This window comes from Albirhodobacter sp. R86504, assembly GCF_042466415.1.
Classification (GTDB): domain Bacteria; phylum Pseudomonadota; class Alphaproteobacteria; order Rhodobacterales; family Rhodobacteraceae; genus Albirhodobacter.
In genome coordinates this window covers 52,162-75,819 of sequence record NZ_JAXHCH010000003.1, presented here as the reverse complement: position 1 = coordinate 75,819, position 23,658 = coordinate 52,162, and the positions used below count along the sequence as shown (strand labels likewise).

The following is a 23,658-nucleotide window of genomic DNA, read 5'->3' as shown; positions in this document are numbered from 1 at the left end:
CACGCCAAACACAGTCCATTGAGGAGGAAACGAGCATGACAGATAAAATCGTCCCCGTTGTCACCCGCTCCAACGAGCTTGATGATGGCACGACCCAATCGGGTGAATGTGTCCGCAAATCCGGCGTCAGCCCGCAACACACCCCCGCGACCAAGATCTGGTTCGGGCGGGTCAGCAACGAGCCGGGCCACCGCTCGCCGCCGCATCATCACGATGAATGTGAGACGGGGGGCTATGTTCTCAAAGGCCATGGCAGGATCTATTTTGGCGAAAATTACCAAGAGTTCCTCGATATGTATGAGGGCGATTTCGTCTTCGTGCCGCCCTTCATGCCGCATGTCGAGGTGAATATGAGCACGACGGAGGAGCTGGTCTGGCTGACCTGCCGTACGCCCGACAATCTCGTGACCAACCTTCCCGATGTGCCCGACGAGACCCTCGTCGGCTATCGTCGCGCGTAACGGAGAGGACATTCTATGAAGCTACTTCGTTACGGCCCGCACGGTGCGGAGCGCCCCGCGATGCTCGATCATGACGGCAATCTGAGAGATGTCTCGGCGCTTATTCCCGATATCAACGGCGCGAGCCTGTCGCCCGAAAGCCTCGCGAAGCTTGCAGCGCTTGATCCCACCACGCTACCGCGCATCTCGGGCACGCCGCGCATCGGTTCGGCGATTGCGCGGCCGGGGAAATTCATCTGCGTCGGTCTGAACTATGCGGATCACGCCCGTGAAACCGGCAAAGAACCCCCCGCCGAGCCCGTGCTGTTTGCCAAGGCCAGCTCGGCAATTTGTGGGCCCAATGATGAGGTCGAAATTCCGCGCGGATCGGATCGCACCGATTGGGAGGTAGAGCTAGGCATCGTTATCGGATCGCGTGCGAAATATGTCAGCGAGGCGGATGCGCTCGATTATGTCGCGGGCTATGCGCTGGTGAATGACGTCTCCGAGCGGCGCTTTCAATCGGAGCGTGGCGGCCAATGGACGAAGGGCAAAAGCCACGACACGTTCGGCCCCGTCGGCCCGTGGATGGTCACGAAAGACGAGATTGCCGATGTGCAAAACCTCGATCTGTGGCTCGATGTGGATGGCGAACGCCGACAGACCGGCAACACGCGCACGATGATTTTCGGCGTGGCGCATTTGGTGCACTACATTTCGCAGTTCATGACGTTGGACGCGGGCGATATTATCGCGACAGGCACGCCGCCGGGCGTTGGTCTGGGCATGAAGCCCCCGACTTTCTTGCGCGCGGGCCAGGTGGTCACATTGGGCGCGACGGGCTTGGGCGAACAGCGTCAACGCATGGTGCAAGCATGACTGATTTTACGAAAGCGGCGCGGGCGCTCACCGATTTAAGCGGTAAGACGGCGATTGTAACGGGGGCGGCGCGCGGCCAAGGCGCGATTGAGGCGGAGATGCTGGCGACGGCTGGCGCTTCAGTTTTGCTGTGCGATGTGCTGGAAGATGACGGCATCGCATTGGCGGCGCGGCTGACGGGGCAGGGGCTGGATGTGCGGTTCCGCGCATTGGACGTCACCTGCGAGGCGGCATGGCAAGCTGCCCTCGACGCGGTGCGCGACTGGACTGGCCGCCTTGATATCCTCGTCAATAATGCCGGCATCATCAATCGCAAGATCATTCGCGACATGTCCGTCGAGGAGTGGCGCAAGGTGATGGATGTGAACGCCACCGGCGCGTTCATCGGCATCAAACTGGCCGCACCAATGATCGCGGAAACGGGCGGCGGCAGCATCGTGAACATCTCGTCCAACAGTGCGTTTTCCGGTCATTACGATCCGGCCTACACCTCCTCGAAATGGGCTCTGCGGGGCCTTACACGCACGGCCGCGATGGAATTCGCGCAAGACAATGTGCGGGTCAATGCGATCTGTCCGGGATTGATCGTGACAGATCTCAATCGCGGATCACCACATCTCGCGCCGATGATCGGGATGACACCGATGGGCCGTTCGGGCGAGGCCGATGAGGTTGCGCAGCTTGTTTTGTTCCTCGCCTCGGACGGATCCGGATTTATCACCGGCGAGGATTTTGTGATCGACGGCGGCTTCACCGCAGGCGCCGGGTATCGGCGTGTCGCGAAAGAAACCGGATTGCTTTAATCATCCGCCCCTTCCACCCACTGCGTCGCGTCGGTGTGGGGGGGGGTTAATTCTTGTGGCGAATATCAAGCATGATCGAGATACCTCGCGCGGCATCTTGTTCGGAGACTTCGGCAAACATTTCGTCGATCCAAGCCAAATGCTCATCGGTCATCGTTGTCATCAGATCACGGCCCTTATCGGTGATCTGCACCAAAAAAGCGCGGCGATCTGTTTCCAGATTTTCGCGCGCGACGAGCCCTTCGGACACCAGCCGATCCACAACACCCGTCACATTGCCATTTGACACAACCAGATGCTGGGACAATTCGCTCATCTTCATGCCTTTGGGCTCGGCATGGAGCGCGGCCAAAACATCAAAACGGGGCAGGGTGGTATCATACCCCGAACGCAATTTCTCGCGCAGGGACCCCTCGACATAGCGCACCGCTTTTAGCATTTGCAGCCAAAGGCGCAGACGCTGGCGCGCGAGGTGCTTGTCTTCGATGAGATGGGGCGCGGGCGTCGTCATGATCAAGGAATCCAGTCAAACAGGTTAACTGCTTCAAGTATCAATATTTACAGGCGGCGGTAAAGCCTAAACACGCAGCGTCTGCGTCTGCTTGACTGGCACCGGACAGTCCTGGATTTGTTGATTTTACGCGAATTATGGCAGTTTTCGCGGCTTTCCCTGCGGATCAACGGCGACAAGTAGCACATCCGCGCTCAAGATACGTGTGCAAGCGGCCTCAGGTTCGGCCCAAGCGGAAAGAAACAGGTTAAAGGAACTTCCCCCGCGGCGCGTCAATTCAGCATGGATCACGAATTCGAGTCCTGCCGCCAGCGGGGCATGAAATGTCATCTCTTTGATCGCAAGGATCAAAGCGTCACCGCCTGAAACACGTCGACCGGCAAGCCCCGCCGCAATATCGATTTGGCCCATCAGCCACGCGCCCGTCACCGCGCCGCGCGGGGTCACCGCGTCAAAGGGCGAGGCCGTGATGAGAACGGGGGGTGTTTGGGGGCGCGGCTTGGGATTATCCGGCATGGGGGATGACGGCTGTTGCCTCGATTTCGATTTTGGCTTCGTCCTCCATCAACGCAACGACCTGAACAACCGCCATAGTCGGGAAATGCCGACCGATCACATCACGGTAAGCCGCCCCGAAACCGCGCAAATTATCAAGATATTCGCGTTTATCGGTGATGTACCACGTCAACCGCGTGAGATGCTCGGGCCGCGCGCCCGCCTCGTTCAGCACAGCGACGATGTTTTCGAGCGTCTGACGGAACTGTCCGACCATGTCGGAATGTTCCCATTTTTGCTCTGCGTTCCAACCGACGAGGCCGCCTGTGAACACGAAGCGGCCCTCGGTGAGGATGCCGTTGGAATAACCCTTCGCTGGCGCCCAACCATCGGGCTGCAAGAAGGTATGCGGGGAGAGAGCGGTCATAATAAAGCTTTCTTCTCAGTATTTTAGGAGGAATGCGCGGAGGCCGCCGCAAGATAGGTTTGCATTTTGGCACGCGGCGCATCGGGCCAGGGGGCAGCTTTGCCGGTATCGAGGTTGATATAGACGACCGTTGCAATGCATGAAAATCGATGTTCGCGGCCGCAGTAACATTCGATCAAAAGCTTCGCGGAGGACCGGCCAAGCTGATCAATCGTCAGCGAAAATTCCAGAACATCGGCCAATCGTGACGGCGCATGAAAACGCGCGGAAATTTCGCCAAGCGGCGTCCCGTGGCGATGTTCGCGCATCATTTCGGCCCAGCCATAGCCGACATCATCCGCCAAAAATCGTTCGGTCACGGCGGAAATCATCTCGAAATAGCGCGGATAAAACACGATGCCCGCCGGATCACAGTGGTTGAATTCAACCGGCCGGACCAATTTAAAAACCTGCGTCACACCTCGCCCCCCGAGACCGAGATTGCTTGGCCGGTGATCATGTCCGATCCCGTGCCACACAGCCAAAGCACCGCCTGCGCGACGTCTTCGGGCGGCACAAGGCGCCGCACCGGGATGCTTGCGACCAGTGACGCCCGCGCCTCGTCCTCAGAACGGCCGGTTTTCTCGACGATATTGGCGATGGAACGTTCCGTCATCTCGGTATCAAGAAAGCTCGGGCAAATCGCGTTCGCGGTGATCCCTTTGCGCGCCAATTCCAGCGCGACGGATTTTACCATCCCGATCACGCCGTGCTTCGCGGCCGCATAGGGCGCGACATAGGGATAGCCTTTGATACCCGCCGTTGAGGCAATCGCAATCAACCGCCCCCACGGCTTTTTCTGCATCGCCCGCGCCCCTTCGCGCAAGGTGAGGAACGTGCCGGTGAGATTCACCGACATCATCCGGTCGAACGCATCCAATTCGGTTTTGACGAAAGGCGCGCTTTCCGATGCGCCCGCATTTGCGATGACAATATCGGGCGCCGCATTTGCGATCGCCGTGCTGATTGCGGCTTCATCGGTGATATCGGCCTGAACGCAGCCGATCGCGCGATGCTCCGCCGCCACATCTTGCAATGGCCCCAAACGGCGACCGCAAATCGTCACCTGCGCGCCCGCCTGCGCAAGATGCAAGGCAATCACCGCGCCGACGCCCGATCCGCCGCCGGTGACGAAGGCCGATTTCCCGCTGAGCGGGCCTATCACGGCGCCCCCGCTCATGTGGCCATCGCCTTCGCGCGTTCGGCCAATTGGTTGGCTTGGCGGCGACCGCCCTCATAGGGCGCTGGCCATTCCTGTTCGGTATCCCCCAACTCCACCGCCGCATGCAGCGTCCAATACGGGTCCGTCAGGTGGGGCCGCGCGAGCAGCACCAAATCAGCGCGCCCCGCCATCAAGATGGAATTCACATGATCTGGCTCGTAAATATTGCCTGCGACCAAGGTCGGCGCGCCGATCTCGTTGCGCACACGGTCCGAGAAGGGAACTTGGAACATCCGGCCGTAGACCGGTTGCTCGGCCTTATCGGTTTGCCCCGACGAGACATTGATCGCATCGGCGCCTGCGTCCTTGAACATTTGCGCGATATCGACTGCCTCCTGCGGGGTTACGCCCGCATCGCCCATCCAGTCATGCGCCGAAATCCGAACAGACATCGGCTTGCTATCGGGCCATGCCGCCCGCATCGCGTGGAAAATTTCCAACGGGAAGCGCATACGATTTTCCAACGATCCGCCGTAGTCATCGCTGCGGGTGTTTGTCACCGGCGAGATGAACGAGGCCAAAAGATACCCGTGCGCGGCGTGCATCTCAATCATGTCGAAGCCCGCCTCCTGCGCGGATGTCACGGCATCCACAAATTGGGATTTCACCAAATCCATATCGGCACGGTCCATCGCTTTGGGCGTCACATTCCCCTCCATCAACGGAATTGCGGAGGCCGAGAGTAGATCCCAATTACCCTCTTTCAAAGGCTTATCAATGCCCTCCCACGCCAGCCGCGTGGAGCCTTTTCGCCCCGCATGCCCAATTTGCGCGCACAGCTTCGCCTTTGTTTCTCCGTGCACAAATTCCGCCAGACGCCGCCATGCGGGCACCTGCGCGGGTGTGATGCAGGGGCAACCCGGTGTGATCCGGCCTTGCTTGGAAACGCAAAGCATCTCGGTAAACACCAGCCCCGCGCCTCCCTTCGCGCGCTCGGCATAATGCACGAAATGCCAATCCGTCGGCATCCCGTCTTGCGCCTTATATTGCGCCATTGGCGAGACGACGACACGGTTTTCCAACGTCATATCGCGCAGCGTGAAGGGCGCGAACATCGGGCTGCGGGTGGAGGTTTTGCCGGCTTGTTTTTGGAACCAAGCCTCCGCCGCGCCCAACCATTCGGGATCGCGCAAGCGCAGGTTTTCGTGGCTGATCCGCTGTGAACGGGTCAGCAAGGAATAGGTGAATTGCGTGAGATCAAGCGTGAGATAGCGCTCCACTTCTTCAAACCATTCGGTCGAGTTGCGCGCGGCGGAGGTAACACGAAGCACCTGCAATTTACGCTCCTCTTGATAGGTTTGCAGCGCATCTTGCAGGGCCTTTCCGGTGTTCAACTGATCCGCCAACGCGATCGCGCTTTCCATCCCCAACTTGGTGCCCGATCCGATCGAGAAATGCGCGGTTGCCGATGAATCCCCCAGCAAAACGATGTTGTCATGATACCAGTTTTCACAAGTCACCCGCGGGAATTGGATCCATGCCGATCCACGAATGTGGTTTGCATTGGTCATCAACGGATGACCGCCGAGGTGTTTTGCGAAGATTTTTTCGCACAAGGCGATACTTGCCTTTTGATCCAGCTTATCAAAGCCGAAGGCCTTGAACGTCTCCGGCCCACATTCAACGATGAAGGTCGCGGTATCGTCATCAAATTGATAGGCGTGCGCCCAGATCCAACCGTGCTCGGTCTCTTCAAAGATGAAGGTGAAGGCATCATCGAATTTCTGATGCGTGCCGAGCCAAACGAAATGGTTGCGGCGCATGTCGATCTCGGGCTGGAAGTGATCCGCGAACAGGCGCCGCGCCCCCGAATTCAACCCGTCCGCCGCGACGACGAGATCGTGACTATCCTTCAGCTCCTTGATTTTCTCATCACTCAGATTGGTTTCAAACGCGAGCGTGACACCCAAGGCGCGGGCGCGTTCTTGCAACAAAAGCAGAAGATTCTTGCGGCCAATCCCACAAAAACCATGACCGCTAGAGGTCATCGCCTCATCGCCACGAACGGTTTTCACATCATCCCAATAGGCGAAATTATCACGGATCATCTTTTCGCTGATCGGATCATTGTCGCCAAAATTCGACATCGTTTCATCCGACAGCACAACGCCCCATCCAAAGGTATCGTCAAATCGGTTGCGCTCATACACTGTCACATCATGCGAGGGATCGCGCAGTTTCATCGAGATCGCAAAATAGAGGCCGGCTGGACCGCCGCCGAGAATCGCTACTTTCATTGCTCTATCCTTTATTGATCTGCGGACCTGTCCGCGCGCTTAATTACTTTAAATATAAAGTTAGTTTGGCTTCCCACCCCTGTCAACGCCAATCACGCAACTGCGCATCCGAAGATCCCCGCACGCGCCATGCCCGCTGCAAACGCGCGACTATGTATGCCTCACTGTACGAATGGCCATCGATATTCCCCAAAAAAATGCAAGACATACGGGCAATGGGCGCATTGGCGCGGTATTGTGGAGGGCGCGCACAGAAAATGTGCCATTTGACAACCCGATCCATTTTAAACATAAATTATGTAACCGCCCGCCCGTTGTGGCGCGCCGGCCCTCTGGCCACGGATGGCCTCCTGTGCAAAAGGAATTTGATATGCCCTTCAAAATCTCCAAACCGATGCGCTTCGGTGATTGCGATCTAACTGGTATCGCGTATCACCCAGCCTATCTCTCAATGCTGGTTGATGTGAATGAGGCGATGTTCGCCTCCTTTGGCGTGACATGGAAAGAGTTGATGTTCGAACGTCACCTCGGCCTGCCGAGCGTCAAGATGACGATCGAATTCAAGAAACCTGCGATGTATGGCGATATGCTGGATTTCAACGTGCATGTGCGCAAAATCGGCAAATCATCGCTGGATTTGTTCACGGTCGTGAAAGTCGGGGAAGATGTGATCTGGACGATTGAGCAGTTAATCGTGATGACATCGACGAAGGATCACAAATCGCATCCCTGGCCGGACGATTGCCGCGCAGGGCTGATGCAGTATCTGCATCCCGAGCTTACCAAGGAATAGCGCGGGCGGCTCAATGCGGGGCCGCTCGCAAGCGGCCTCAATGCCCGAAAATCTGGCTCAAAAACAGTTTGGTCCGGTCGTGTTGCGGGGCATCGAAGAACGCTTCCGGCGTGTTTTCTTCGACGATCAGCCCCTTATCCATGAAGATAACACGGTCCGCGACCTGCCGCGCGAACCCCATCTCATGCGTGACGCAGATCATCGTCATCCCATCCTCGGCAAGCGCAATCATCGTATCGAGAACCTCCTTGATCGTTTCAGGGTCAAGGGCCGATGTCGGCTCGTCAAACAGCATCGCGCGCGGCTTCATGCACAACGATCGCGCAATCGCGACGCGTTGCTGTTGCCCGCCCGAAAGTTGATCGGGATATTTCGTAGCCTGATCCGCAATCCGGACTTTCTCCAAGAAATGCAGAGCGATCTCCTCTGCCTCGCGGCGCGATGTGCCACGGACCGACATGGGCGCAAGGATGCAGTTCTCCAAAATGCTCATATGGGGAAAGAGGTTGAATTGCTGGAAACACATGCCGACTTCGGAGCGAACCTTGCTGATGTTTTTCACATCCGCGGTCAGCTCTATGCCGTCGACAATGATTTGCCCCTCCTGATGCGTTTCCAACCGGTTGATGCAGCGGATGAGGGTGGATTTTCCTGATCCGGACGGGCCGGCGATGACGATCCGTTCGCCTTGCTTGACGGTCAGATCAATGCCGCGCAGGACATGGAAATTGCCATACCATTTTTGCAATCCAACGATTTGGATTGCGGCGGCCTCTTGCGAGAGATCCTTCATATGCGAGGTCCTTCAAGGGTTGGAGTGTGCGGATCGAACGCGCAGGTAGCTATCCTCACCCGCAAGGACGAAGCGCAGAATAAGCAGCTCCGCCTCCGCGCCTTTGCGGCTGCGGAACGCGGTGAGCATTTGACGGTGGAACGCGACCAAAATGTGATGCGAGGCGGAATCGCGGAGAGTGGCAAGCCGAACGGCCTGAATTTGCGCCATATAGCGCAGGATCGTATCGCGCAGCTCGAGATTGGGAATCGCCATGATCCAGGTGCGGCGCAGCTGTTCGGATGCATTGAACAACAGCTCGACATCCCCCGACTCGATCGTGCTCTCAGATAAGGCGACGGCCTGCTCCATCGTCGCCAGATCTTCATCGGTGAGCGCATAGGTCGCAAGGGCGGCGGCGCGGGGCTCTAACAGGCGGCGAATTTCGAAGATATCAAGGATCTGGCGATGCGACAGCTCTGGCAAAGTGAAACCGCGCGTCGAGCTTGCCAGATACCCCTCATGCGCGAGCCGCATAAGCGCATCACGCACCGGCATACGCGAGACATTAAACTCCGCCGCAATCGCCGTATCCACAAGCCGGTCGTCGCCTTGCAACTCGCCGCGCTGAATACGGCCAAGGTATTCGTTGTAGATCACATCTTTCATGTGGCGCTTCGGCATATGCGGCATGAGACCCTCATTATCGTATGCGGATGATTGCATTGAAAATAAGCATTTCCGAGTAAAACATACAATAATAAATTTTAAGCATAAAGAAAATGTTTGAATTAGTATACGAATCAAGGCTACGACTTGGCTAAGCGGCACATCTTGGAAAAAGCGCCGCACCCAATTCCAACAGACGGGAAGTACATTATGACACTCAAAACACGCGTCATGTCCGGCATCGCTGCAACCGCGATGACTGCCCTCCTTGGTTTCGCCGCGCATGCGGAGGGAACACTGAACATCGGCTCCTATCCGGCCAACCCACCTTGGGAATTCAAAAACGAGGCCGGTGAGTTCGAGGGGTTCGAAGTCGATATCATCAACGAAATCGCCGCGCGCCTTGATAAGACGGCCGAGATCAGCGGCCTTGATTTTCGCGCGCTGTTCGTCGCCACGGCATCGGGCCGGATGGATGCCGTGATTTCATCGCTGACAATCACGGATGAGCGTCTGGAGGCACAATCCTTCACCCAGCCGTATTTCTCCGGTGCGCTCGGCGTTGGCACGAAGGACGGCGCACAGATCGCCTCCCTTGATGATCTGGCCGGTAAAAAGATTGGCTCGATCGCGACCTCCTTCCCCGAGGGATGGCTGCAAGAGCGCGAGGCGGAATTGGGCTATGCCTCCTACGCAAGCTACGACGGCACGGCGAACATGCTGACCGATCTGCGCAATGGCCGGATCGATGCAGCCGTCAACGACATCGTCAGCCTGCGCTACGCATTCACCCAACCGCAAATGAGCGGCCTGCAGGTGTCCATCGAGGTTCCGACGGGCGATAAATTTGCCATCATGATGCCGAAAGACTCCGATAACCTGATGCCGTTCAACGATGCGATTTCCGCGATGAAAACCGACGGCACGATGGCGACCATTTTTGAAAAATGGTTCGGCGTCGCCCCCGAAGCAGACAGCCTGACCGTGACACCGCTTCCGGTTCCGACATCGGCGGAATGATACAGCCGGGGCGGATGTCCCGATCCGCCCCACGCCCACATCGGACGCAGACGCGCTGAGAACAGCAGGACGTAACATGGAAATTTTTGATATCTTCTTCAACCTTGACGTCATGCGGCGATCGTTCCCGATCTTGATGCGGGGGCTCGTAAACACCCTGCTTTTGGGCAGTGCGGCGACGATCTTCGGCGGACTTCTCGGCGTTTTGATCTGCCTCGTGCGGCTCTACGGGCCCAAACCTTTCCGGCTTTTGGCCATCATGTTCACCGATGTGATGCGCGCGATTCCGGTGCTGGTGGTGCTGATCCTTGTCTATTACGCCCTGCCGTTTGCGGGGATCGTCTTCTCGGCCTTCGTTGCCGCCACGATTGCGCTGTCGCTTGTGCTCGCGGCCTATACGGCCGAGGTGGTGCGCGCCGGAATCGAGGCCGTGCCCAAAGGCCAGTTCGAAGCCTCCCAAGCGCTTGGCCTTTCGTTCTTCACGATGATGCGCAAGGTGATTTTGCCGCAAGCGTTTCGCATGATGATCCCACCTCTGGCCTCCTATGTTGTGTCGATCATGAAAGACACATCGCTGGCGTCCGTGGTGACGATGGGGGATTTGCTGAAACAAGCGACCGACGCACAGGCGCTTTTCGCGAACCCCACGCCCTTGTTGCTCGCCGCCCTGATCTACATCGCGTTTCTTTGGCCGATGGTGCGTTTCACGGGCTGGCTCGAACAGCATTACAAGCGCGGCTATCGCTAGGCCGCGCCAAAATTGACGCGTCAGCGTCCCACACTATTTACGGAGACACCTATGTCAGCATCTTCTGGCGACGCATATCTATTGTATCATTCGATCGGCCATTACCCTGAGAAAGACGCCGATCTCGCGCGCGAGCTTACGGCATTTTCCAAGAATTGGTCGGCCTTCGATGACGGGCAATGGGGGGATGTCCTGCCAAAGCGACAGCGCTTTATCGATTTATGGGCGGAGCTTATCCGGGCGCCCAAGGGCACGTTGACCACCGCCGAAAACGTAACCGCCGCGATGATGTCGTTGATTGGGTCGCTGCCCGATAACAGGCTTCGCGGCAAAAAAGTGCTGGTCGCCGAGGATGGCTTCCCCTCGATTCACTTCTTGCTGTCCGGGTTGGCGGATCGCTACGGTTTCGCGCTGCAAACTGTGCCTTTGCGGCAGGGCGCGCATTGGGTGGAGGAAGACGATCTCATCGCGGAATGGGATGAAAACGTCGCGCTGGCATTGCTGACATGGATCAGCTCGACGACATCGCACAAGAATGATTTGCCGCGCCTTGTTGCCCATGGCCGCGCCATGGGAAGTTTGATCGGCGTCGATATCACTCAAGGCGCGGGCCTCTTGCCCTATGATGTCAGCGCACCGCAGGTTGATTTCGTGATCTCGACAAGCTTGAAATGGCTGTGCGGCGTACCGGGCGCGGGCATTCTATATGTCGATGAAAAGCTGATCCCAATCTGCGAACCAGATCTTCGCGGCTGGTTCTCGCAAGACAATCCGTTCTCATGGGCTTTGGACAAATTCGCCTTTGCGCCCGATGCGCGGCGGTTTGACAACGGCACCCCCTCGACGCTGTCCGCGATTGCGAGCTTGCCTGCGCTGGAATGGCGGATGCGGCAGAATGATGCCACGTTCGTTGCCCATAATCGAAGATTGTGCGGGCAGCTTTGCGAGGGATTGGATGCGATGGGGCTGGCGTTAGCGACGCCGCGCGACGCGGATCGGCGCGGCGGAAGTTTGATGGTCTCGCTGCCCGACGCCACACCCGCTGCGGATGTCGTGGCCAAGCTGCGTGCGCAAAACATCTTCATGGATTGCCGCAGCCAGACACTGCGGATGTCCCCGGGGCCCATCACGACGGAGGCAGGCGTGGCGCGAACCTTGCAAGCGCTTTCCGAGCTGATTGCCTAACCCTTGGGCCGCTCCCCGATATGGTCCCCCCCTACGAGAAAAGGCGGGGACTATCGGGGAGCGGATCAAACGCCCGCGCCGCTACCCGCGCGGCGCATGGAAGCGGTCGCGCGTTGTGCAATAGGCCCCGCCGCCAACACGGCCCACCGCATCCAGAATATCTTGATCGACGCGCCCCGCCTCGGTCAAAGCGTCCTCCCGCAGGAAGAACCCATCAATAGTTCCCAAGATGACATCGCGCGCAGGGCCCAGATCAATCGTCGAATGGAGGCGACACTCCATTGCGACAGGCGCGGAGACAATGCGTGGCACGTTGACCGTTTTCCCCGCGCAAGTTTGCAACCCCATCGCAGCCAGCTCGTCGATTTCGGGGGGTAAAGGTGCCCCGCACCCGTCCATTTGCGCGGCCAAAGCTGTATCCGCGATGTGAACTGTGAACATTCCCGTTTCAAGAAGATTGCGCGCCGTGTCCTTGCGCGTCCCGTCAGCGCGCGCCTCAATCCCGATCGCCAACGTGGCGGGATCATGGCTGAGAAGGCCAAAAAACGAAAACGGCGCCGCATTCGCAATACCGTCAGCGCTCATCGTGGTGACGAAAGCAATCGGGCGCGGGGTCACGGCATTTGCCATGAGGCCATACCGATCCGCAGGGCTGAGCGCGGCAAAGTCGAAGAATTTATGATCCATGAGCAATCCTGTTTTATGGGCGCGAAGTGGTGTCTCAACGTGGAACGCCCCGCGCGCGGCGCAACCGGTAACGGGGGCCATGCGACGGGGGCCGCACATACATCAGATTCATTCGGACTATCTCCATAATGAATTTGATTTATGAAATAGTTTTAGCCCTTATAGTTATATCAACAAAGGGGATGCAGCTATGAACACGCCAGCACATGATGATTTCAACGGCATTACTGACCATACTGACGAGGTCGTCGATTTCTCCAAGCTTACCGAAACTTTAGAATTCAAGCAATTACTAGATGCAATCTCCGACCGGCGGGCCGAGTTCGAAGAACGGCGTCACGTGCCGCGCGATATCATCGCGTTGATGAAAAAGGCCCGCATCTTCCGGTCTGCGACGCCCACCCGTTTTGGCGGCGATGCCTTGGCCCCGCACCACTTTTTGAAAATGGTGGATAAAATCGCGACCGTCGACGGGTCTGCGGCATGGGTCTCGGCCTTTGGCTCCGCCAACACCTATACGGCCGCGTTGCCCGTTGAGGCGCAGGAAGTGATGTATGCAAACGGCCCCGATCAGGTCTTCGCAGGGGGGCTGCATCCGGTCCAGAAAGCGCGGCGCGTCGAGGGCGGCTGGATCGTGTCGGGACGTTGGAAATTTGCCTCCGGCTGCATGGGGGCCGATTGGATCGGCGTCGGCATCGAGGGCGCACCGCAGGGCGGCGAAACAGGCGCGCCACCCACGGTGATGATGGCGGTGGCGCCCGCGCAAGAGGTGGACATCATCGAATGCTGGGATGTATCGGGGATGCAAGGCACCGGCAGCCACGACACCACTGTGACCGATAAATTCTATTCCGATGCTTGGGTTTGCGAGCGCGGCGCGCCTGGCTTGTGCGATGATCCGCTCTATCGCTATCCGGCGATGGCGTATCAGGCGCAGGTTCATGCGGCGTGCAATCTCGGTTTGGCGCGGGCGGCGATCGATCAGGCGAAATCCGTATCCGGCGCGGCCAAGCTGATGGCGGGACATTCGCGCCTATGCGACCGTGGCTATTTTCTCACGGGGTTGGCCGAGTGCGAGGCAAACCTGCGCGGCGCGCGCGCCTTCTTTTATGAAGCCGCCGAGGAGGCGTGGGATCATCTCCTGAAAGGGGATCCCGTGCCGCTTGAGGTCAATAACCTTTTGCGGTTGAGCGCGACGAACGCGGCCAAACAAGGCGCGCAGATTGTGCAGAAATGCTATACGATTGCGGGGATGGGCGTCATCGCCAAAGCCAATCCGATGCAGCGCTACCTGCGCGACTGTATGGTCGTCACGCAGCATGCGGCGATCACGGATATGACGATTGAAAACGCAGGGCGGGTTCTTGCGGGTTTGGATGCCCCGCGCGGATACCCGTAACCCGCGGATGTCAGGAGCGCCATGCCCAGCTTGCAACGCGGAAGCCCCCCAATGAGTGACGCCGAATGAGCACCCCCCAATGAGCCCCCCAGAGTTGGCGCGTTTCGATCTAAACCTGATCAAGGTCTTCCTCGCGATTTGGGAGGCCGGCAATTTGACGACCGCAGGCGAGCGGCTCGGCCTGACGCAACCGGCCGTGAGCCACGCGCTGCGGCGGTTGCGGGATCAGTTTTCCGATCCGTTGTTCCAGCGGGTTGGAAATCAGATGGTCCCCACCAAAACGGCGATCCGCTTGCAAGGATCATTCCACAAGGCGCTCTCGCTGCTCGATCAGACGATGCAAGAAAGCCGCGTCTTCACGCCGGAAACAACGACACGGCGGTTCAAAATTGCGATGACGGATACGGGCGAATTTTTCTCGATGCCGGCTATTTTGTCGGCGGTGGAGAAGGCGGCGCCGTTCGCAAGCATCAACTCTGTTCGGGTTGATCCGGTGGATATGCCCGCGTCCCTGCGCAGCGGGCTGGTCGATCTGGCGATCGCTTACCTGCCCGGCGTCGATACGTCGCGCTGTGACGGGCGGGTCCTGATCGAAGATCGGATGGTGTGTTTGATGCGCGCCGGACATCCCGCGCTTGCGGGTGAATGGACTGAAAGCAGTTTCGCGGCGCTGTCATTCGTTGATGTAAGCCACGCCGCCACCGGCTATCAGTTGGCGCGAACGGCCTTGGCAAAGCGCGGCCATAGCCTGAATGCTCGGGCCACATTGGATCATTTTACGGTCGTGCCCGAGGTGGTGCGGCAAACCGATTTTGTGGCGATCTTCCCCCAGTCAATCTTCCTGCGCTTGCAAGAACGCGGTGGCTTTGAGGCGCGCGATCTGCCGTTCAATGTCCCATCGTTTGAGGTGAAACTCTGGAACCATGCAAGCTTCGCCGCCGATCCGGCGCTGATCTGGCTCCGGACTTTGATCTATGAGGTGCTGGCGGCGCGCTGAGCCCTGCGTCAATCAAGCGGCGCGGCGGCGGCATCGCTGGCTTGGGTGAGAAACAACGCATCTGACCCCTCAATCACGAAGGACAATCGCGCCATCCATCGTTTGCTGGCGGCGCGATCCGCGGTGAAGATGCCAACCGGCACCTGCGCCGCCTCCGCCGCGCTCACAAGGCGTTCGATCAAGGCCTCGACAGGCGCGATGCTGCCATGGGCAGCCGCATCGACACCGAGATCCCCCGGCCCGATAAACACCAAATCGATGCCCTCCACCGCGAGAATATCCTCGACATTGGCCACCGCACGGAGAGTTTCCAATTGCACCGCGACGAGCGTCTCCTCGCGGGCGCGGGAAATCATCCCGCCGATATCGCGCAAATAGGAGGCCGCGCGGGCCGGCCCTGCGCCACGGGCGCCGTGCGGCGGAAACCGCGCGGCACGCACAACGGCGGCCGCCTCCTCCGCGGTCGAGACATGCGGAACAAGCACGCCGCACGCGCCCGCATCCAGCGCGGCTGTGATATTTTGCGCCAACACCCCGCGCACCCGAACAAGGGCCGGCACCTGCGCGAGATCTGCGGCGCGCAGCATATCCGTCAGAACCCCGTCGGAAATTGGGCTGTGCTCGGTATCAATACAGATGAAATCGGGCTTTGCCCCTGCGACGATATCCACCGCCATCGGGGCGGGGATCGCGATAAAGGGCCCCCGCAAGGGCGTTTTGGATCGCACAGCCGCGCGTAAGGACGTCATGTCATGCCTCTCCCATTAGACCCTTCGCCAGATATGGCTCAATGCCGCACCGCGCATATTCACATCAATGACGGGATGAACGTGGCAAGCGATGGGAAGATAATCACCAGCCCGATCAACACGAACACACACGCAATATAGGGCAATGCGGCCTTTGCAACCTCGGGCAGGGTCGTTCCCGGCGGGCTAACCCCGTGCATCACAAACAGCAGGAGACCGAACGGCGGCGTGGTAAACGACACCTCAAGCATCAACAGCATGATGAGGCCCCACCAAATCATATCAAACCCCAAAGAGTTCGCCAGCGGCACGAACAACGGCAGGGTGATTAGCATCATCGATACTTGATCCATGAACATCCCGAGCACCAGAAGGATCAGCGCCATAATTAACAACGTCTCCGTCGGCCCCATCTCGAGCGAGGTCGCCCACCGAACCAACCCCGAGGATGCGCCCGAGAACGCCAGCAATTGCGCGAAGGTCGATGAGGCCGTGATCAGCAAAAACGTCATCCCCGTCACCCGCGCCGTATCCGCGATCGCCGTTGTGACGGCCCTCATATCCAAGGCCTTAAACAGAAGCGCCAAAATCACGACGGCCACAATCCCCAGCGCGCCGCTCTCTGTCGGCGTTGCAAATCCGGCGAGGATCGAGCCAACCACGGCGAAAATAATCGCGACCATCGGCAAAATATCACGGCAGAAGATTTTGATCCGCTGAGCCGCGGGCAGTATTTCGCACTCATAAGACGGGGCGGCCTCCGGGTCCAATCTCGCTTGGACATAGATCAGGATCGCGTAAAGAATTGCGAGGATCAGCCCCGGCAAAAGCCCCGCAACCAACAAGCCCCCGATATCAATCCGCGCCAGCGATCCAAACAAAACCGCAAGCGTCGACGGCGGGATAATCACCGCAAGGCCGCCCGAGCCAAGGATCGGCCCGATCGACATATGCTTCTTATAGCCCCGCTTCGTCATTTCGGGCACCATGAGCGAGCCCAGCATTCCCGTATTGGCCAAGGATGATCCCGAAAGCGCGGCAAACACCGTGCCCGATGTCAGGGTCAGATACGACAGGCGGGCAGGGAGCCGCCCGATCAAAACATCGATCCCGTCCAGCACGCGTCGCGCAAGGCCGGAATGGAAAAAGAGCGACCCCATCACCAAAAACAACGGAACCGGCGCCAAGGAGTAGTTCGCAACGGCCGTCGTGGCGTTGGAAATCATCTGATCGATGCCGTTCGGGCCGCCCATAAACAAATAGACGCCCACGACATTGATCATGAAAAAGCCGAGCGCGACCGGCAGGCCGATCCCCATCGAGAAGATCAAGCCGCCGACCAGAATTGCGATAGAAATGGTCCAATCCATCATGTCGATTTTCCTTACAGTCCTGCATGCGCTTCGGGGGGCGCTCCGTAAAAGCTTTCACCCCGCGCGAGGAACGCGAGGAATTGTGCCCCGCCAAACCCGAAGCCGAGAGGCATGGAGAAAAACAGCATCCACATCGGCGCGTCGAAGCTGCGCACCTCATACGAGCCATCCATCAACACCTTGAAAAAGGATTTTCCGCTGTGCCACGCCAGATAAAAGCAGATCACAGCCGCAAGAATTTGCAGCACCGTTTCCCACGTTTTGCGCACAGGTTTCGACAGATAAGACAGCACGACCTCGACGCAAACATGGCCGCGCGTCATCACGAGATAGGGAAGGCAAAGGAAGGTGACGTGCAGCATCGCGTATTCAACCGAGTTCACCGCCCAAATCGCCATTGTCCATCCAAGGTTGCGCGAGAAAACGTCATAGGTCACCGTAAGGACGATCATCACGATCAACAGGCAGGCAGCGCGGAATAAAAGCACGGACGCGGCATCCAAAAGCCGGAGCGCAGAAGACATTTGATGTCCTTTCAAAACGGGGCAAAGGACGGCAGGTCTCACCCTGCCGCCGAGGCGCTCAGAGGTCTTTAAAGAAAACCGCTTTCAGCGCGTCATGCATGGTCGGATCGCGCTCTTGCAGGCGTTTCCATGCGATGTCATAGGCCGTTTCAAGGAACAACTTCCGCTGATCGCCCGTCAACTCGATGTTCTCGATCCCGCCATCGGCCAGAATTTTGCTCTCGCTCTCATTCTCCGCGACATTCGCATCATAGGATGATTTTTCGTGATCGATCGCGGCCTGATTGACAATCTCTTTCGCCTCATCAGACAAGGCGTTCCAGCTATCGAGGTTCATGGAGATTAGAACATCTGTTTGGAAGAACCCGGGATTAATACGATATTTCAGGAACTTATCCCAACCAAAATCGCGCACGCCCGTGACGGGATAGGCTGTGCCCTGAACAACGCCGCGCTCCAAAGAGGTGTAAACATCGCTCGCGTTTTGCACGACACTGGTGGCGCCCAACTCCTCCAGAAACGCGCGGAACAGGGGCGACGAGCGCAGACGGATGCCCGTCAGATCGAGCTGCCCCGCCTCATCGATGCCGGGCTTTTGGTTGGTCCATAAGAAGAAACTGCCGCCGCCGTCGACATGCGCCAAAACCTTGGCGTTGCCTTTGGCCGCGAAGGCCTCATTCACCAGATCAATGCCGCCCGCCGCGCGCAATTCCATCGGATCGAGGTTGGAGCCGGCGAAGGCCTCCCCCTCCGGCACGACGTTTAGATAAAGGCCCGCGGGGAGCAAGAACATATCCACGATGCCGTTTTTCTGCGCTTCGCCCATCCGCTCCGTCGGGACGGTTTCGGGGCCACCGATCACCTGAATTTGCACAATGCCCGCGCCGCGCTCGTTCACCAGATCCACGAAGCCTTGGAAGTTTTGGGCAAATGAAACCTGCGCGGGGGTAAAGGTGACGGCACGAATGACGTCTTCGGCCTGCGCCGCGGTGGCGGATAGCCCCAGCAAAGCGGCGGCGGCGGCGGTCTTTAGTAAACTATACTTAATCATCGGTCTCTCTCTCTGTTGGGGGAAAAAGCCCGTCGTTGATCCGACTTTTTTGGGCCAATTGAGATTGTGGGGAGGCTGCGGGTTATGGCGGCGATTGTTCATGCGCGCGCTCGAACAATACCAATGCCGCATGAACGAAATCGCGCATTGCATGGTGCGCCGCAGGGGCATCCCGCGCGAGGAAGGCATCAGACAACCTCGCCACACCCGCGCGCGCAATACGACGCCCGTCTTTCGAATGCAGTGTCGCGGCGCGCACCAGATGCACCTGCATGTGGAATCGATGGAGGGCGTCTGCGAGGCGCAGGTTTTGAATGCGACTTGTCCAAAACCTGCGATAGGCGACATTGGCCGCCGCAAAGCTGCTCGGGCAATCCGCGCCCTGAATATCGGCATGCAGGCGCCGCAGCTCTGCGTCATCCGCCGGAACGGCGCGTTGCACCACGCCGGCAAATGCGACCGGATCAAGCGCTTTGCGGATCTCGAATATATCGCGAATATCCTCGATAGCGGGCGCGACAACATTGTATCCCGTGGGCAGGGCACTCACCGCGAGCCCGTCATTTTCAAGCCTTGCCAGCGCCTGCCGAACCGGCGTGCGTGAGACGTTCAGATCGCGCGCGATAACCGCTTCGATCAGACGGTCGCCGCATTGCCATCGATGGCTAAATAGGTCTGACAGGAGACTGTGGTAAACAACATGGGCGAGTGGACCAGTCTTATCTGACACAAGCATAGGGCCCTCCTCGCCTTGGTGCGATTCACGGTATACCTTTAACCCTAAAGTAATTTTTTAGCCTATCAACCGTAAAGTTCTTACGCCCTTCGACCCGCGCAGCCGTTTCTTATAATTTTTATGTTTGATGACAGTTAGTTACAATCGATAATCTTTCGGCTTCCGACAGGCCAGTTTTTGAGGGCCTCGCCTATAATTTAATCATATAGCTATTTTATATGTGTTTCCGAGAACGGCTTCGCCCCACGAAGGGCGTCAAACCGCCCATCCGAAACCCGTTGCCGAGGCCAATATTGGAGTGCCCCCACTGAAGTGGTCCACCAACTGGGATAGTATAATCCCATTTCAGGAGGACCAGAGATGGCTGGAAAGAGAGACAAGCCCGAAGAGATCGTGCTGAAGCTGCGGCAGGTTGAAGTGTTGCAAGGACAAGGCATGGGGATTGCAGAGGCGGTGCGCCAGATCGGCGTGACGCAGCAGACCTATTACCGCTGGCGCAAGCAGTATGGCGGTATGAGTCGGGATCAGCTCAAACGGCTGAAAGAGTTGGAGACCGAGAATACCCGGCTGAGGCGCGCCGTATCAGATCTGACGCTGGACAAGATGATCCTGACCGAGGCCGCCCGGGGAACCGAAGGTCCGCGTCAGCGAAACTTCTAAGCCCTTCCCGCCGTCGTCGATGTATCGACCATGTGCGGCAGACTCTCAGCGTATCAGAGCGCCGAGTTTGCCGCACCTTGGGACAGCATCGTTCGACCCAGCGCAAGGTGCCCATCGGTCTGCCCGACGAAGAACGGCTGACCGAGGACATCATCGCGCTGGCGCGAGAGTTCGGACGCTATGGGTATCGCATGATCACTGGAATGCTGAACAACAGCGGCTGGCATGTGAACCATAAAAGGGTCGAACGGATCTGGCGGCGGGAGGGGCTGAAAGTCCCGCAAAAACAACCTAAGAAGTGTCGGCTTTGGCTGAATGACGGTTCTTGCGTGCGGCTGCGGCCGGAGCGTCCGAACCATGTCTGGTCCTACGACTTCGTCCAAGACCGAACCCATGACGGGCGGATCTTCCGCACGCTAAATATCATCGATGCGCTGCCTGGCAGGCTTTTGCGCAGCAAATGCCGAGAGGGAGTTCACGAAGGAGGCCCTCGCGATCCGCGTGAAACGAAAGCTGAATTCTACAGACGTGGTCGACGCATTGACCGACCTGTTCATTCTCCGCGGACCGCCGGAATACATAAGGTCCGACAATGGCGCCGAATTTATCGCCAAGAAGGTGAGGGCATGGATCGGAGCTGTAGGCGCGAAAACCGCCTTCATCGCGCCGGGTTCACCATGGGAAAACGGCTATTGCGAGAGCTTCAACGCACGGTTCCGGGACGAACTTTTGAACGGCGAGGTCTTCACAACATTGCGCGAGGCCCAGGTCCTGATCGAGAGATGGCGTCGTCACTACAACACCGTCAGACCTCACAGCGCCTTAGGGTACCGTCCACCAGCGCCCAAAAGCATCGTCCCGATAGACCAGAGGCCGACCATGCACTAACATTCAAACTGGACCACTCGGTGGGGGCAGACCACATCGATCATCGGGATCGTGAGCTGGCAATGGCTTCCCTTCGCGACGTTGATCCTTCTAACGGCGATCCAGAGCCTCGATAGCGAACAGCTCGAAGCCGCCGAAATGGATGGCGCCTCTCCTGTCGCGCGCTTCTTCTACATCAAGCTTCCTCATCTTAGCCGCGCGATCACGGTCGTCATCCTCATCCAGACTATCTTCCTGCTTTCGGTCTTTGCGGAAATCCTGGTGACGACGAATGGTGGCCCGGGCACAGCCAGCACCAACCTGCCATATCTCGTCTACGCCAAAAGCTTGTTGTCGTTCGACGTGGGCGCGGGGTCTGCGGGGGGCGTTATCGCGATCATCCTGGCCAATATCGTTGCGATCTTCTTGATGCGCGCGATCGGCAAAAACCTCGACAATTAACCCCAGCTTCGGAGACACCTGATGGCCCGCGCAATCTCATCACGCAGCAGATTAGGATACAGCGCCCTTGCTTGGGGGCTAGGGATGCTGATCTTCTTCCCGATCCTTTGGACATTCCTGACCAGCTTCAAATCCGAAGCCCAAGCAATTGCAGATCCGCCCATTTTCCTCAACTTCCAATGGACGTTGGAGAACTATGTCGCGGTGCAAGAGCGTTCGGATTACTTCAAACACTTCTATAACTCGGTAGTGATTGCGGGTGGTTCGACCTTGCTCGGTCTGATCATTGCGGTTCCGGCGGCTTGGGCTATGGCCTTCGTGCCGGGCAAGCGCACCAAGGATATCTTGATGTGGATGCTCTCCACAAAGATGATGCCACCCGTGGGCGTTTTGATTCCGATCTACCTCATCTTCCGCTCGACGGGGCTGTTGGACACGCTGACGGGTCTGGTGATCGTCATGACGTTGATCAACCTGCCGATCATCGTCTGGATGCTCTACACCTACTTCCGCGAAATTCCGGGCGAGATCTTGGAAGCCGCGCGGATGGACGGGGCGTCTTTGCGGGCCGAAATCCTCTACGTGCTTACGCCAATGGCCGTTCCGGGGATCGCCTCGACAATGTTGCTCAATGTGATTTTGGCGTGGAACGAGGCGTTTTGGACACTCAATCTCGTGGCGTCGAAAGCCGCCCCATTAACCGCGTTTATCGCCAGCTATTCCAGCCCGGAAGGTCTGTTCTACGCCAAGCTGAGCGCGGCATCGATCATGGCAATTGCACCAATCCTAATCATGGGCTGGTTCAGCCAAAAACAACTTGTCCGCGGTCTTACCTTCGGCGCAGTGAAATAAGGAACTAACCAATGGGCAAGATTACACTCGATAAGGTGACGAAACGGTTTGGCGATGTGGAGGTCATTCCACCGCTGGACCTTACGATTGACGAAGGCGAGTTTGTCGTTTTCGTCGGGCCATCAGGCTGTGGCAAATCAACACTTTTGCGGCTCATCGCTGGGCTCGAGGATGTCTCGGGCGGCCAGATCCGGATCAACGGCGAGGACGCGACCCTGACGCCGCCCGCCAAGCGCGGTCTGGCGATGGTGTTCCAATCCTACGCGCTTTATCCGCATATGTCGGTGCGCAAAAACATCGCCTTCCCGTTGCGGATGGCGGACATGGATCAGGCCGAACAGGATCGCCGGATCGATAACGCCGCGAAGATCCTGAACCTCACCGATTATATCGACCGTCGCCCGGGTCAGCTTTCGGGCGGGCAGCGTCAGCGGGTTGCGATTGGCCGCGCGATTGTGCGCGAACCGGTCGCGTTCTTGTTCGACGAGCCGCTTTCCAACCTTGATGCTGCGCTGCGGGTCGGGATGCACCACGAGATCACAGAGCTGCACGCTCGGCTCAAGACCACGATGATCTACGTCACCCATGACCAAGTCGAAGCCATGACGATGGCCGATAAGATTGTCGTGCTACGGGCAGGGAATATCGAACAAGTTGGCAGCCCGCTCGAACTCTACCGCGCGCCGTGCAATCTTTTTGTCGCGGGGTTCATCGGCTCACCGAAGATGAACTTGTTGACGGGCGAGGTCGCAAAGCTTCATGACGCGACAACCATCGGCATCCGTCCCGAGCACATCGCAGTCTCCACGACGGAGGGCATGTGGAAAGGCCGCGTCGGCGTCACCGAGCATCTGGGATCGGACACATTCCTTTACGTGCATGACACCGGCCTTGCCGAGGATATCACCGTGCGTGTTTCCGGCGAGGTCGATGTGAAATACGGCGACACGATCTACCTGACACCGGACACACACCAGCTGCACCGGTTTGATCAGGCCGGCCGTCGGATTTCGAACTAACTCTCAAACTCTGGCATGAAGCGGGGCGCGAACGCATGCCCC

General features: G+C 58.2%; 25 protein-coding genes and 2 pseudogenes. 13 read left to right on the top strand and 14 right to left on the bottom strand.

Features of this window, described 5'->3' with window-relative positions:
- The first annotated feature begins 35 nt into the window (after nucleotides 1-35).
- Genes SJY32_RS16020 through SJY32_RS16010 form a run of 3 tightly spaced genes read left to right on the top strand, consistent with a single transcriptional unit; the run spans nucleotide 36 to nucleotide 2,122 of the window.
- On the top strand, nucleotides 36-461 hold the full coding sequence (locus SJY32_RS16020) for a cupin domain-containing protein (protein WP_376878040.1): 426 nt from the start codon (nucleotides 36-38) through the stop codon (nucleotides 459-461).
- 15 nt (nucleotides 462-476) lie between these two features.
- Nucleotides 477-1,319, top strand: coding sequence for a fumarylacetoacetate hydrolase family protein (locus SJY32_RS16015; protein ID WP_376878037.1), 843 nt, complete (start codon nucleotides 477-479; stop codon nucleotides 1,317-1,319).
- Complete coding sequence (locus SJY32_RS16010; RefSeq protein ID WP_376878034.1) at nucleotides 1,316-2,122, top strand: SDR family NAD(P)-dependent oxidoreductase; 807 nt, start codon at nucleotides 1,316-1,318, stop codon at nucleotides 2,120-2,122. The genes SJY32_RS16015 and SJY32_RS16010 overlap by 4 nt, the downstream gene beginning before the upstream one ends.
- Nucleotides 2,123-2,168: 46 nt before the next feature.
- Here the strand turns inward: SJY32_RS16010 and SJY32_RS16005 are convergent, their stop codons facing one another.
- The 6 genes from SJY32_RS16005 to SJY32_RS15980 form a co-directional block, all read right to left on the bottom strand.
- The gene (locus tag SJY32_RS16005; protein ID WP_376878031.1) at nucleotides 2,169-2,633 is read right to left on the bottom strand and encodes a MarR family winged helix-turn-helix transcriptional regulator; all 465 of its coding nucleotides are present in this window, start codon (nucleotides 2,631-2,633) and stop codon (nucleotides 2,169-2,171) included.
- Between the two features lie 135 nt (nucleotides 2,634-2,768).
- Complete coding sequence (locus SJY32_RS16000) at nucleotides 2,769-3,149, bottom strand: hotdog domain-containing protein (RefSeq protein WP_376878028.1); 381 nt, start codon at nucleotides 3,147-3,149, stop codon at nucleotides 2,769-2,771.
- Nucleotides 3,139-3,555: a RidA family protein gene (locus SJY32_RS15995; protein WP_376878025.1), complete on the bottom strand. Its 417-nt coding sequence runs from the start codon at nucleotides 3,553-3,555 to the stop codon at nucleotides 3,139-3,141. The genes SJY32_RS16000 and SJY32_RS15995 overlap by 11 nt, the downstream gene beginning before the upstream one ends.
- Before the next feature lie 23 nt (nucleotides 3,556-3,578).
- A complete protein-coding gene (locus SJY32_RS15990; RefSeq protein WP_376878022.1) occupies nucleotides 3,579-4,013 on the bottom strand; it encodes an acyl-CoA thioesterase in 435 nt (144 codons plus the stop codon).
- Nucleotides 4,010-4,774 carry an SDR family NAD(P)-dependent oxidoreductase gene (locus SJY32_RS15985; RefSeq protein ID WP_376878020.1) on the bottom strand — a complete coding sequence of 255 codons (765 nt, stop codon included), beginning with the start codon at nucleotides 4,772-4,774 and terminating at the stop codon, nucleotides 4,010-4,012. Before SJY32_RS15985 ends, SJY32_RS15990 begins: the two co-directional genes overlap by 4 nt.
- Entirely contained in the window at nucleotides 4,771-7,053 is a 2,283-nt protein-coding gene (locus SJY32_RS15980) for a bifunctional salicylyl-CoA 5-hydroxylase/oxidoreductase (protein ID WP_376878018.1), read from the bottom strand. The genes SJY32_RS15985 and SJY32_RS15980 overlap by 4 nt, the downstream gene beginning before the upstream one ends.
- Before the next feature lie 370 nt (nucleotides 7,054-7,423).
- Here SJY32_RS15980 and SJY32_RS15975 point away from each other — a divergent pair, with 370 nt between their 5' ends.
- Nucleotides 7,424-7,846: an acyl-CoA thioesterase gene (locus SJY32_RS15975; protein WP_376878015.1), complete on the top strand. Its 423-nt coding sequence runs from the start codon at nucleotides 7,424-7,426 to the stop codon at nucleotides 7,844-7,846.
- A gap of 37 nt (nucleotides 7,847-7,883) precedes the next feature.
- On the opposite strand, the gene SJY32_RS15970 is transcribed toward SJY32_RS15975, so the two are convergent.
- Complete coding sequence (locus SJY32_RS15970; RefSeq protein WP_376878012.1) at nucleotides 7,884-8,639, bottom strand: amino acid ABC transporter ATP-binding protein; 756 nt, start codon at nucleotides 8,637-8,639, stop codon at nucleotides 7,884-7,886.
- Between the two features lie 12 nt (nucleotides 8,640-8,651).
- Entirely contained in the window at nucleotides 8,652-9,311 is a 660-nt protein-coding gene (locus SJY32_RS15965) for a GntR family transcriptional regulator (protein ID WP_376878009.1), read from the bottom strand.
- Between the two features lie 186 nt (nucleotides 9,312-9,497).
- On the opposite strand from SJY32_RS15965, the gene SJY32_RS15960 reads away from it, so the two are divergent.
- The 3 genes from SJY32_RS15960 (at nucleotide 9,498) to SJY32_RS15950 (ending at nucleotide 12,240) form a co-directional block, all read left to right on the top strand.
- A complete protein-coding gene (locus SJY32_RS15960; RefSeq protein ID WP_376878006.1) occupies nucleotides 9,498-10,307 on the top strand; it encodes an ABC transporter substrate-binding protein in 810 nt (269 codons plus the stop codon).
- A 76-nt stretch (nucleotides 10,308-10,383) separates the two neighbouring features.
- Entirely contained in the window at nucleotides 10,384-11,055 is a 672-nt protein-coding gene (locus tag SJY32_RS15955; RefSeq protein WP_376878003.1) for an amino acid ABC transporter permease, read from the top strand.
- Between the two features lie 51 nt (nucleotides 11,056-11,106).
- Nucleotides 11,107-12,240 carry an aminotransferase class V-fold PLP-dependent enzyme gene (locus SJY32_RS15950; RefSeq protein ID WP_376878000.1) on the top strand — a complete coding sequence of 378 codons (1,134 nt, stop codon included), beginning with the start codon at nucleotides 11,107-11,109 and terminating at the stop codon, nucleotides 12,238-12,240.
- Nucleotides 12,241-12,321: 81 nt separating this feature from the next.
- Here SJY32_RS15950 and SJY32_RS15945 read toward each other — a convergent pair whose 3' ends face one another.
- Nucleotides 12,322-12,927, bottom strand: coding sequence for a flavin reductase family protein (locus SJY32_RS15945; protein ID WP_376877997.1), 606 nt, complete (start codon nucleotides 12,925-12,927; stop codon nucleotides 12,322-12,324).
- Between the two features lie 190 nt (nucleotides 12,928-13,117).
- On the opposite strand from SJY32_RS15945, the gene SJY32_RS15940 reads away from it, so the two are divergent.
- On the top strand, nucleotides 13,118-14,326 hold the full coding sequence (locus SJY32_RS15940) for an acyl-CoA dehydrogenase family protein (protein WP_376877994.1): 1,209 nt from the start codon (nucleotides 13,118-13,120) through the stop codon (nucleotides 14,324-14,326).
- A 79-nt stretch (nucleotides 14,327-14,405) separates the two neighbouring features.
- Nucleotides 14,406-15,323, top strand: coding sequence for a LysR family transcriptional regulator (locus SJY32_RS15935; protein ID WP_376877991.1), 918 nt, complete (start codon nucleotides 14,406-14,408; stop codon nucleotides 15,321-15,323).
- An 8-nt stretch (nucleotides 15,324-15,331) separates the two neighbouring features.
- On the opposite strand, the gene SJY32_RS15930 is transcribed toward SJY32_RS15935, so the two are convergent.
- The 5 genes from SJY32_RS15930 to SJY32_RS15910 form a co-directional block, all read right to left on the bottom strand.
- Complete coding sequence (locus SJY32_RS15930; RefSeq protein ID WP_376877988.1) at nucleotides 15,332-16,072, bottom strand: HpcH/HpaI aldolase/citrate lyase family protein; 741 nt, start codon at nucleotides 16,070-16,072, stop codon at nucleotides 15,332-15,334.
- A gap of 59 nt (nucleotides 16,073-16,131) precedes the next feature.
- Entirely contained in the window at nucleotides 16,132-17,445 is a 1,314-nt protein-coding gene (locus SJY32_RS15925) for a TRAP transporter large permease subunit (protein WP_376877985.1), read from the bottom strand.
- Nucleotides 17,446-17,456: 11 nt separating this feature from the next.
- Nucleotides 17,457-17,969: a TRAP transporter small permease gene (locus tag SJY32_RS15920; protein WP_376877982.1), complete on the bottom strand. Its 513-nt coding sequence runs from the start codon at nucleotides 17,967-17,969 to the stop codon at nucleotides 17,457-17,459.
- A gap of 58 nt (nucleotides 17,970-18,027) precedes the next feature.
- Nucleotides 18,028-19,020, bottom strand: coding sequence for a TRAP transporter substrate-binding protein DctP (dctP, locus tag SJY32_RS15915; RefSeq protein WP_376877979.1), 993 nt, complete (start codon nucleotides 19,018-19,020; stop codon nucleotides 18,028-18,030).
- A gap of 82 nt (nucleotides 19,021-19,102) precedes the next feature.
- Complete coding sequence (locus SJY32_RS15910) at nucleotides 19,103-19,756, bottom strand: GntR family transcriptional regulator (protein WP_376877976.1); 654 nt, start codon at nucleotides 19,754-19,756, stop codon at nucleotides 19,103-19,105.
- A gap of 360 nt (nucleotides 19,757-20,116) precedes the next feature.
- Between SJY32_RS15910 and SJY32_RS15905 the strand changes: the two are divergent.
- From SJY32_RS15905 to SJY32_RS15890, 4 genes and pseudogenes are all read left to right on the top strand, one after another.
- Nucleotides 20,117-21,304 (top strand): annotated as a pseudogene (locus SJY32_RS15905) (IS3 family transposase).
- A gap of 36 nt (nucleotides 21,305-21,340) precedes the next feature.
- Nucleotides 21,341-21,745: pseudogene (locus SJY32_RS15900) on the top strand (carbohydrate ABC transporter permease); the annotation flags it as partial.
- 21 nt (nucleotides 21,746-21,766) lie between these two features.
- On the top strand, nucleotides 21,767-22,597 hold the full coding sequence (locus tag SJY32_RS15895; RefSeq protein ID WP_376877973.1) for a carbohydrate ABC transporter permease: 831 nt from the start codon (nucleotides 21,767-21,769) through the stop codon (nucleotides 22,595-22,597).
- An 11-nt stretch (nucleotides 22,598-22,608) separates the two neighbouring features.
- Nucleotides 22,609-23,616: an ABC transporter ATP-binding protein gene (locus SJY32_RS15890; RefSeq protein ID WP_376877970.1), complete on the top strand. Its 1,008-nt coding sequence runs from the start codon at nucleotides 22,609-22,611 to the stop codon at nucleotides 23,614-23,616.
- Nucleotides 23,617-23,658: the final 42 nt, after the last annotated feature.

What these genes read in the sequence shown, in the direction of transcription:
- SJY32_RS16020 (WP_376878040.1), top strand. Translation starts at nt 36, where the DNA reads ATGACAGATAAAATCGTCCCCGTTGTCACCCGCTCCAACGAGCTTGAT.
- SJY32_RS16015 (WP_376878037.1), top strand. Translation starts at nt 477, where the DNA reads ATGAAGCTACTTCGTTACGGCCCGCACGGTGCGGAGCGCCCCGCGATG.
- SJY32_RS16010 (WP_376878034.1), top strand. Translation starts at nt 1,316, where the DNA reads ATGACTGATTTTACGAAAGCGGCGCGGGCGCTCACCGATTTAAGCGGT.
- SJY32_RS16005 (WP_376878031.1), bottom strand. Translation starts at nt 2,633, where the DNA reads ATGACGACGCCCGCGCCCCATCTCATCGAAGACAAGCACCTCGCGCGC.
- SJY32_RS16000 (WP_376878028.1), bottom strand. Translation starts at nt 3,149, where the DNA reads ATGCCGGATAATCCCAAGCCGCGCCCCCAAACACCCCCCGTTCTCATC.
- SJY32_RS15995 (WP_376878025.1), bottom strand. Translation starts at nt 3,555, where the DNA reads ATGACCGCTCTCTCCCCGCATACCTTCTTGCAGCCCGATGGTTGGGCG.
- SJY32_RS15985 (WP_376878020.1), bottom strand. Translation starts at nt 4,774, where the DNA reads ATGAGCGGGGGCGCCGTGATAGGCCCGCTCAGCGGGAAATCGGCCTTC.
- SJY32_RS15980 (WP_376878018.1), bottom strand. Translation starts at nt 7,053, where the DNA reads ATGAAAGTAGCGATTCTCGGCGGCGGTCCAGCCGGCCTCTATTTTGCG.
- SJY32_RS15975 (WP_376878015.1), top strand. Translation starts at nt 7,424, where the DNA reads ATGCCCTTCAAAATCTCCAAACCGATGCGCTTCGGTGATTGCGATCTA.
- SJY32_RS15970 (WP_376878012.1), bottom strand. Translation starts at nt 8,639, where the DNA reads ATGAAGGATCTCTCGCAAGAGGCCGCCGCAATCCAAATCGTTGGATTG.
- SJY32_RS15965 (WP_376878009.1), bottom strand. Translation starts at nt 9,311, where the DNA reads ATGCCGCATATGCCGAAGCGCCACATGAAAGATGTGATCTACAACGAA.
- SJY32_RS15960 (WP_376878006.1), top strand. Translation starts at nt 9,498, where the DNA reads ATGACACTCAAAACACGCGTCATGTCCGGCATCGCTGCAACCGCGATG.
- SJY32_RS15955 (WP_376878003.1), top strand. Translation starts at nt 10,384, where the DNA reads ATGGAAATTTTTGATATCTTCTTCAACCTTGACGTCATGCGGCGATCG.
- SJY32_RS15950 (WP_376878000.1), top strand. Translation starts at nt 11,107, where the DNA reads ATGTCAGCATCTTCTGGCGACGCATATCTATTGTATCATTCGATCGGC.
- SJY32_RS15945 (WP_376877997.1), bottom strand. Translation starts at nt 12,927, where the DNA reads ATGGATCATAAATTCTTCGACTTTGCCGCGCTCAGCCCTGCGGATCGG.
- SJY32_RS15940 (WP_376877994.1), top strand. Translation starts at nt 13,118, where the DNA reads ATGAACACGCCAGCACATGATGATTTCAACGGCATTACTGACCATACT.
- SJY32_RS15935 (WP_376877991.1), top strand. Translation starts at nt 14,406, where the DNA reads ATGAGCCCCCCAGAGTTGGCGCGTTTCGATCTAAACCTGATCAAGGTC.
- SJY32_RS15930 (WP_376877988.1), bottom strand. Translation starts at nt 16,072, where the DNA reads ATGACGTCCTTACGCGCGGCTGTGCGATCCAAAACGCCCTTGCGGGGG.
- SJY32_RS15925 (WP_376877985.1), bottom strand. Translation starts at nt 17,445, where the DNA reads ATGATGGATTGGACCATTTCTATCGCAATTCTGGTCGGCGGCTTGATC.
- SJY32_RS15920 (WP_376877982.1), bottom strand. Translation starts at nt 17,969, where the DNA reads ATGTCTTCTGCGCTCCGGCTTTTGGATGCCGCGTCCGTGCTTTTATTC.
- dctP (WP_376877979.1), bottom strand. Translation starts at nt 19,020, where the DNA reads ATGATTAAGTATAGTTTACTAAAGACCGCCGCCGCCGCCGCTTTGCTG.
- SJY32_RS15910 (WP_376877976.1), bottom strand. Translation starts at nt 19,756, where the DNA reads ATGCTTGTGTCAGATAAGACTGGTCCACTCGCCCATGTTGTTTACCAC.
- SJY32_RS15895 (WP_376877973.1), top strand. Translation starts at nt 21,767, where the DNA reads ATGGCCCGCGCAATCTCATCACGCAGCAGATTAGGATACAGCGCCCTT.
- SJY32_RS15890 (WP_376877970.1), top strand. Translation starts at nt 22,609, where the DNA reads ATGGGCAAGATTACACTCGATAAGGTGACGAAACGGTTTGGCGATGTG.